5 protein-coding genes are annotated in these 8289 nt (G+C 67.5%); 2 read left to right on the plus strand and 3 right to left on the minus strand.

The genetic code is table 11. The features are described 5' to 3' along the window. The first annotated feature begins 238 nt into the window (after positions 1-238). Together EP26_RS35710 and fdhF are read left to right on the plus strand one after the other, a co-directional pair. Positions 239-1918 (plus strand): NADH-ubiquinone oxidoreductase-F iron-sulfur binding region domain-containing protein, encoded by a 1680-nt coding sequence (locus tag EP26_RS35710; RefSeq protein WP_043344261.1) that lies wholly within the window; start codon positions 239-241, stop codon positions 1916-1918. Further along, entirely contained in the window at positions 1915-4653 is a 2739-nt protein-coding gene (gene fdhF, locus EP26_RS28270) for a formate dehydrogenase subunit alpha (RefSeq protein WP_043344264.1), read from the plus strand. The genes EP26_RS35710 and fdhF overlap by 4 nt, the downstream gene beginning before the upstream one ends. A gap of 230 nt (positions 4654-4883) precedes the next feature. Here fdhF and EP26_RS28275 read toward each other — a convergent pair whose 3' ends face one another. From EP26_RS28275 to EP26_RS28280, 3 genes are all read right to left on the minus strand, one after another. Next, positions 4884-6746, minus strand: a complete 1863-nt coding sequence (locus EP26_RS28275; protein ID WP_043344265.1) for a glycoside hydrolase family 2 protein — start codon at positions 6744-6746, stop codon at positions 4884-4886. A gap of 269 nt (positions 6747-7015) precedes the next feature. Then, positions 7016-7603 carry a DUF2934 domain-containing protein gene (locus EP26_RS34005; protein ID WP_084113090.1) on the minus strand — a complete coding sequence of 196 codons (588 nt, stop codon included), beginning with the start codon at positions 7601-7603 and terminating at the stop codon, positions 7016-7018. Positions 7604-7766: 163 nt separating this feature from the next. Then, positions 7767-8289 (minus strand): sigma-70 domain-containing protein (locus tag EP26_RS28280; protein ID WP_281177131.1); only part of this gene is annotated, 523 nt, incomplete at its 5' end.

An 8289-nucleotide genomic window follows, 5' to 3' on the forward strand; every position in this document is an offset into this window, starting at 1 on the left:
ACTGGATCAAAGTCATCAAGCTCTAACAGGCCTTAGTGCGGAGGTCTCGACCAGCGAAAGACCGTGCCCGCGTGACCTCGGCGCCACGGCTGGCGAGCATCAGTCCGAGGTTGCGGTAGTTGATTGGGAACATCGGCGATCAGCGACCAGCTCCAGGCAGAAGTGACTCTCCATTGCTTTCGACGAGAGGCGGCCGATACCCTGCGGGGACGCCAGGGTGACACCAAGAGCAAGGTTCATGACGGACGGACCTACTAGCGAGAATGCCAAGGCAGCAAGGCGCGGACCGCGTGGCCGCCAACCGAACGAAATGGACCGCGTCGCCGTCGCCGCAGCGACCGCCGGCCTCGCCCCGGTGCGGGAGATGCTGATTGAACACCTGCATGCGCTGCAGGACCGGCACGGCGCATTGCGCGCTGGGCATCTCGTGGCCTTGGCCGAGACACTGGGCTTGGCACCTGTCGAAGTCTTCGAAGTGGCCAGTTTCTACCATCACTTCGAGATTCTCGAAGACACGGCGCCAGCTCCTGCGCCGCTTACGATCCGGGTTTGCACCAGTCTGCCTTGCCAGCTCGCCGGCGGTGGCGCACTGCTCGACGCGCTCAGCGCCGCGCCGCCGTCCGGAACCCGTGTGGTGGCCGCGCCCTGCATGGGCGCCTGCCACCGGGCGCCCGCCTGCGCCCTCGGCCACGACCTTGTGGAAGCCGCGACGCCGACGACAGTCGCCGCCGCCGTCAAGGAAGGCCCGCCAGCGCTGCCGTCGCCGCCCGGCCTCAATGCCTATCTGACGCGTGGCGGGTATGCGGCGCTGCGGGCTGTCCGGCAGGCCGGCGATGCTGGGCGGGAGGCGATGCTCGCCATGCTGGAGGCGGCCTCGCTTCGGGGACTGGGCGGTGCTGGCTTCCCCACCTCGCGCAAGTGGCGGCTGGTGCTCTCGCAGCCCGGACCGCGCCATATGGTGGTCAATGCCGATGAGGGTGAGCCCGGCACCTTCAAGGATCGGTACTGCCTGGAGACCGAACCGCATCGCGTGCTGGAGGGCATGCTGATCGCAGCCCATGCCGTCGGCGCCGAAGCCTGCTGGATTTATCTGCGAGACGAGTATCCGCACCTCCGCCACGCGCTGACGCATGAGATCGCAGCGCTCGACGCGGCCGGGATCGCGGGGCTGCCTATCCATCTCCGCCGCGGCGCGGGCGCCTATATCTGCGGCGAGGAGACGGCACTGCTCGAAAGCCTGGAGGGGCGCCGCGGCTATCCGCGACACAAGCCACCCTTCCCCGGCGAGCATGGACTCTTCGGCCGCCCGACCCTGATCCACAATGTCGAGACGCTGTGGTTCCTGCCGGACGTCCTGGGCGAGCCTGACGGCGCGGCGCGCTTCGCCGAGCACGGACGGCGCGGGCAGCAGGGCCTGCGCTTTTTCAGCGTCTCCGGCCGGGTGCGGAACCCGGGCGAGAAGCTGGCGCCGGCCGGCGTCACCGCGCGCGAGCTCATTGAAGAGTTTTCCGGGGGCATGGCCGAGGGGCACCGTTTTGCCGCCTATCTGCCGGGCGGCGCCTCGGGCGGTATCCTGCCGGCTTCGATGGCGGATCTGCCGCTCGATTTCGGCACGCTGGACTCGGTGGGCTGCTTCGTCGGTTCCGGCGCGGTCGTCATCCTGTCGGATCAGGACGATCTGGCGGAGGCCGCGCGCAATCTGGTGCGCTTCTTCCGCGACGAGAGTTGCGGCCAGTGCACACCCTGCCGCGTCGGCACCGCCAAGGCCGACGCGTTGCTGCGCGCCCCCCGCTGGGACCGCGCGCTGCTCGAGGAGCTGGCGGTGGCGATGGCGGATGGCTCGATCTGCGGCCTCGGCCAAGCCGCCATGAACCCCGTGCGCAGCCTGTTGCGCCACATGCCGGAGGCGGTGCCGTGACACGCTTCACCTTGGATGGCCGCGAGGTCGAGGCCGCGCCCGGCGAGACGATCTGGACCGTGGCGCAGCGCGAGGGGGTAGAAATCCCGCATCTCTGCCATTTGCCACGGCCGGGCTACCGGCCGGACGGCAATTGCCGCGCCTGCATGGTCGAGGTCGAGGGCGAGCGGGTACTCGTCGCCTCCTGCATCCGTATGCCCCGTGAGGGCATGGTGGTGCGGAGCGCGAGCGAGCGGGCCGCCCGCGCTCGACGGATGGTCTTCGAGCTCCTCCTGGCCGACCAGCCGGGGCAGGAGGCGCGCGACGCGACCGGCGGCTTCGCCCGCTGGACGAAGCGGCTCGGCGTCACCCAATCCCGCTTCGCGCCCGAGGAGGTACGTCCGGCGCCGGATCTCTCGCATCCCGCCATGGCGGTGCAGCTCGACGCTTGCATCCAGTGCGGCCTTTGCGAGCGCGCCTGCCGGGAGGTGCAGCACAACGACGTTATCGGGCTGGCGGAACGCGGCATGGCGGTAACCGTCAGCTTCGACCTGCTGGACCCCATGGGCGCCTCGACCTGCGTCGCCTGCGGCGAATGCGTGCAGGCCTGCCCGACCGGTGCGCTGCTGCCGAAATCGGTGCTGGACGAGGCCGGCCGCCGGGCTGCGCCGCCGGAGCGCGAGGTCGCCAGCATCTGCCCCTATTGCGGCGTCGGCTGCCAGGTCGGCTTCCGGGTGCGCGAGGATCGCATCGAGGAGGTAGTCGGCCGCGACGGCCCGTCCAACCAGGGGCGGCTCTGCGTCAAGGGACGGTTCGGCTTCGGCTACCTGACCCATCCCGACCGGCTGACCCGGCCGCTGATCCGCATCGAGGGTGCGTCCAAGGACCCGGCCGATTGTCTGGACCCTCGTGTCGCGCGTGGCAAATTCCGCGAGGCGAGCTGGGAGGAGGCGCTCGACCATGCCGCCGCCGGTCTCGCCCGCATCCGCGACATGAGGGGGCCGGACGCGCTCGCCGGCTTCGGCTCGGCCAAGGGCTCCAATGAGGAGGCCTATCTGTTCCAGAAGCTGGTACGCACCGGCTTCGGCACCAACAATGTCGACCACTGCACCAGGCTCTGCCATGCGGCGAGCGTGGCAGCGCTGCTGGAAGGCATTGGCTCGGGCGCCGTCACGGCCCCCTTCACCGCCGCGCGCGATGCCGAGGTGATCGTCGTCATCGGTGCGCGGCCGACCGAGAACCATCCAGTCGCAGCCACCTATCTGAAGGATGCGGCGGCCAGGGGTGCGACGCTGGTCACTATGGACCCGCGTGGAAGCGCGTTGGATCGCCATGCGGCCGAAGTGGTGCGGTTCGCGCCGGGCCGCGATGTCGCCGTGCTGAACGCCATGCTCCATACGGTGATCGTGGAGGAGCTGTACGACCGGCAATACGTTGCCGCACATACCGAGGATTTCGCGCTGATCCGCGACCATGTCGTGGCCTTTACGCCGGAGACGATGGCCCCGATCGCCGGCGTCCCCGCCGAGCAGCTCCGGCGCGTGGCGCGCCTCTATGCATGCGCGGGATCGGCCATGATCCTGTGGGGCATGGGCATTTCGCAGTCCACCCACGGCACGGACAACACCCGCTGCCTGATCGCGCTTGCGTTGCTCTGCGGCCAGATCGGGCGGCCCGGGACGGGGCTCCACCCGCTGCGTGGCCAGAACAACGTGCAGGGAGCCTCGGACGCCGGGTTAATTCCGATGATGTTCCCGGATTACCGCCGAACCGGTGACGACGCGGCGCGAGCTCATCTGGAACGGCTCTGGAATGCGCGGCTGGATCCACGGCCAGGTCTGACGGTGGTAGAGATCATGCACGCCGCCGAGCGGGGCGACATCAGCGGCATGTATGTCATGGGCGAGAACCCGGCCATGTCGGACCCCGATGTCGCGCATGCCCGGTCCGCGCTGGCGCGGCTCGAGCATCTGGTGGTGCAGGACCTGTTCCTGACCGAGACCGCGGCGCTGGCCGATTTGGTGCTGCCGGCCTCCGCTTGGCCGGAGAAGGACGGCACGGTGACCAATACCAACCGCCAGGTCCAACTGGGCCGCGCCGCCGTGCCGCCGCCTGAGGGGGTGCGGCAGGATCTCGTCATCATCGTGGAACTCGCCCGGCGTCTCGGCCTCCCCTGGTCCTACACGCATCCACGCGACGTCTTTCCAGAGTTGGCGGAGGCCACGCCCTCCCTCGCACATATCACCTGGGAGCGCCTGGAGCGGGAGGGCAGTGTTACCTATCCCTGTGCCGGACCCGGCCAGCCAGGGCAGGAGATCGTCTTCGGCGACCGCTTTCCGACCGCCTCGGGCCGCGCCCGCTTCGTCCCGGCTGGCCTTGCCGATCCGGCGGAGATGCCGGACGCGCAGTTTCCCTTTGTCCTCACCACGGGCCGGCAGCTCGAGCACTGGCATACCGGCACCATGACGCGCCGCGCTGGTCCGCTGGATGCGCTAGAGCCGGGACCGACCGCTGCGCTGTCACCGACTGAGCTGGCACGGCTCGGGCTCTCGCCCGGGGACCGCGTGCGCCTCGCCACGCGCCGCGGTGCCATCGAGCTCGCCGCGCGGGCCGATCCGGCCCTGCCGGATGGGCTGGTCTTCGTTCCGTTCGCCTTTCGCGAGGCAGCGGCAAACCTCCTGACAACCCCGCAGCTAGACCCCTGGGGAAAGATTCCCGAGTTCAAGTTTTGCGCGGTACGGGTGGAACGGATCTAAATGCGCCAGAGCCGATGCCGCCGCTTGATAGAAACCGCATCAACCGGCACACTATAATGCGTTTCCATCGTGCGACGACTTTGATGCTCCTATAACGTTGACCATTATAGGAGCGTCGGGGTGGCCCTCACCCGCTGAACTACGACTCGATTAACGTCCTACTGAGGCGTCGCGCATTGGACGCCAGCATTGTCGCCCGCCTTCTTGTCCAGGTGACCCTTGTCGAGCGCCTATTCCTCGGCCCGGCTCGCACGCCGTCTTGCGACCTCGTGCTGAAAGATGGCGTCCAGGATCTCGCTAGGGACAGACCGGGCCGGGCGGGAAGTGATCGCCCGGATGGCGGAGATGTCTAGCTTGGGCTCGCGAGCGGCAGTCAGCAGGCCGTTATTTTCCTGCTCAGTGTCGGTGAGCTGGGTGTAGCAGAAGCCCGCGATTCCGGTGCTATCCAGCAAGGCTCCGACCAGCGCCTCATAGAGCACCAGCAGCTCCTGGGCATCGTTCGTTGTGGCGTAGCCGTACCAGTTCTCCCCGTCGGTTGGCTTGATGCTGAGGCCACCGAACTCGCTGACCACCACTGGCTGTTGCTCGAAGGTCTGGCCGTCCACCAACAGGCGGTTATGCGCCGGGCGGATCGCCTCGAAGGTGCGTCGAAGCGCCTCGGAGGAGCCGTACCGTTCGGTCAGCCTGGCGGGGTCCATGGCGTAGTCGTGCACACCAAAGATGTCGCCGACGGCGTTCTGCCAACCATCGTTGCCGATCACCGGGCGCGTAGGGTCCAGCGTCTTCGTGAGATGGTACAGCGCCTTCAGGTACGCACGCTGGGCCGGGTTGTGCTCCAGGTCCGGCACGCCCCAACTCTCGTTCAACGGCACCCAGGTGATGATGCAGGGGTGGTTATAGTCGCGTCGGATCGCGTCCGCCCACTCACGGCACAGCCGTTCGGCGGCCCGCTCGTCAAACTGGAAAGCATTGGGTGCCTCGCCCCAGACAAGCACGCCCAGGCGATCACACCAGTAGAGGAACCGCGGGTCCTCGATCTTCTGGTGGATTCGCACACCATTGAAGCCGAGTTCCTTGACGAGTTCCACCTCGCGCCGGATGGCCTCGTCGCTTGGCGGCGCCAGATGCGACTGCGGCCAATAGTTCTGGGCCAGGACCAGTCGCAGGAACAGGGGCACGCCGTTCAGCAACAGCCGACCGTCCACAGCCTCGATCCGGCGCAGGCCAAAATAGCTTTCGACTAGGTCGAGCACGGAGCCATCGGCCGCCAACAGCTCGATCGAGGTGTCGATCAGATGGGGATGGTGGGGCGCCCAGCAAACCGCATCGATTCGATGCATGCGCCGGGGCAGAATGATTTCGCGGTCCAGCACCGCCCCGTCCAGGGCATAGATGTCCTCCGCCAGCGGCTGCCCGCCGAGCGACAGACGCAGGCGGATTTGAGTCGCCCTGGCTGCGCGCCCGCCGACCCGCAAGCGCATATGGACGGCAAAGCGATCCGGATCGGCAGTCCAGCGCACCGATTCGACGAAGGCTTCGCCCAGCGATTCCAGCCAGACCGGCTGCCAGATGCCTGTGGTCCGATGATACCAGACCTCCGCCGGCTCGAGCTCCCAGTACTGCTTCCCGCGTGGTTGGGTCAGATCGAGCGGGTCGTCGTGGACGCGTACGACGATGACCTGCTCGGTTTCGGGAGAGACCCAGGCTGTGATGTCGAGGGTAAAGGGGGTGTGTCCTCCCTCATGACGTCCGGCGAATTGGCCATTGACCCAGACCTGAGCCTCGTAGTCCACCGCGCCGAATGTCAGGTGCAGCCGAGGCGCTCGCCCGGCTGGGGGGATCTCGAACACGCGGCGGTACCAAACGAACGGGTGGTAGCCTCGCTCGTGGACGCCGCTGGCCGGGGATTCAGGTGGGAAGGGGACGAGGATTTCCCGGTCGAAGACGTCGGCTCGCCCCGGCCAACCCTCCTGGATCCCACGATCCTCGTCGTCAAAGGCAAAGCTCCAGAGGCCCCGGAGATCGGTCCACCTAGACCGGCGGAACTGGGCTTGAGGGTGCTTCGCCAGTGCCCAGTCAACGGTTGCGTCCAACGTTAGGATCCTCAGGGATGAGTAGGTCTGTGGAGGAGCTGTGGCCACGCAATTAATGCAAGGAGACCGGCGGGTTCATCTCGAGACCCGCTTATGATGCGACACCGCCGGGAACGTAATTATCGGGCCAGCGCCCCGATAATTACGTTTCCGGCCTGACGCTATTCGCCGTCCTTGCTGTCGAGCACCTTCGGGATGCCAGGAGAGATCAAGCCCTCCGAGGAGCCTATGCGCCTCCTCTTTGTGCCCTGCCCTGCATGCCAGAAGCTTCAGCCTCGACCGGTGATCCGGCCAGGCGCCTCATCACCGGAGAGTCCGGCCGCACCGAGACCAGCTTCGCTTTCTGTTAGGTGGTCACCTTTGCCGGTGGCGGCCCCTCCACTGAAGCCCTTGCCGCGATCGGCCGCCGACGGGCCGTGCGGTGAGCCGGAATCTGCGATGCCCGGGCCCGCATCGTCCGGCGGCACAGATGCCGGGCCGAAGCGCGGCGGGCTCTCCGTTAGGCTCGCGCCAATCCCGGGGTGGTGTGCCGCCGCGCTGCCAGCGCCACCAAGCGGCCCGGTATCCCCGCCCGCCGCTCCCGAACCCTGGCGCAGTGTCGTTCCAACGCCGCCCGATAAATTGGCAGCGCCCTCGCCACCAAACTGTCCGCCAAGAATGCCTGACATTGGCATCTGCGGCGGCGAGGGCGGGTCTTGATTCACGCTGGAGGATGAGGCCGCAGCGCCAGGGCCATCCTCTTCCGCGGCGATCTCACGGCAGGCCTGTGCCCAATGGTCCTCTTGCCTACCCTCGGGCCGCCCCTCGCGCTCCCAGATTTCATGGGCGCGGCGGCGAATGCGTTCCTCGTCCGACATTGATGGCTCCCCAGTCCAGCAGCTCCGATATAACGCCTGGCGCCACCATCCGTCCCTTGCCAAATCCGGCAAGCACGGGAATGAGGAGGGTGCAAACAACCGCTCTCTCAGGCGCAAGCGGCACACGGATGTGCCGGCTGGAGCCGCTACTGGATGAGACGGGCTATTCGCCGTCGAGAAAGCTCCGCAATGCGCGCTGGTCCGCCGCCTTCTTCAGCTTCCTCAGCGTCTTGGCCTCGAGCTGGCGGATACGCTCGCGCGTCACATTAAAGGCCGGCCCCACCTCCTCCAGCGTGTGGCCGCGGTCCGTGCCGATGCCGAAGCGCATGCGGAGAATGCGCTCCTCGCGCGACGGATGGCTCGAGAGAACCTGCGCCATGGCTGCGCGCAGGTCCGCGCTTGCCGCCGGGTCGAAGGGCACCCTGGCATTCCGATCTTCGATCAGGGCACCCAGCCGCGCGTCCTCCTCCTCGCCGATCGGCGTGTCGAGGCTGATCGGATCACGGACGAGCCGCTGGACGGCCTGCATCTTGTCGAGTGGCATGCCGATGCGTGAGGCCAAATCCCCCGGTGTCGGCTCACGGCCGGGCTGCTGCGCAAAGTTACGGCTTATACCAACCGCCATGGTCACTGACTCGCATGTGATCCGCGGTTTGCGGCGGGCGTGATTCGCTGTCTCCCGGGGG

This window comes from Belnapia moabensis DSM 16746 (assembly GCF_000745835.1).
Taxonomy (GTDB): Bacteria; Pseudomonadota; Alphaproteobacteria; order Acetobacterales; family Acetobacteraceae; genus Belnapia; species Belnapia moabensis.

Excerpts from the sequence above, each read along its gene's own strand:
- EP26_RS35710 (WP_043344261.1), top strand. The coding sequence starts at position 239 with ATGACGGACGGACCTACTAGCGAGAATGCCAAGGCAGCAAGGCGCGGA.
- EP26_RS34005 (WP_084113090.1), bottom strand. The coding sequence starts at position 7,603 with ATGTCGGACGAGGAACGCATTCGCCGCCGCGCCCATGAAATCTGGGAG.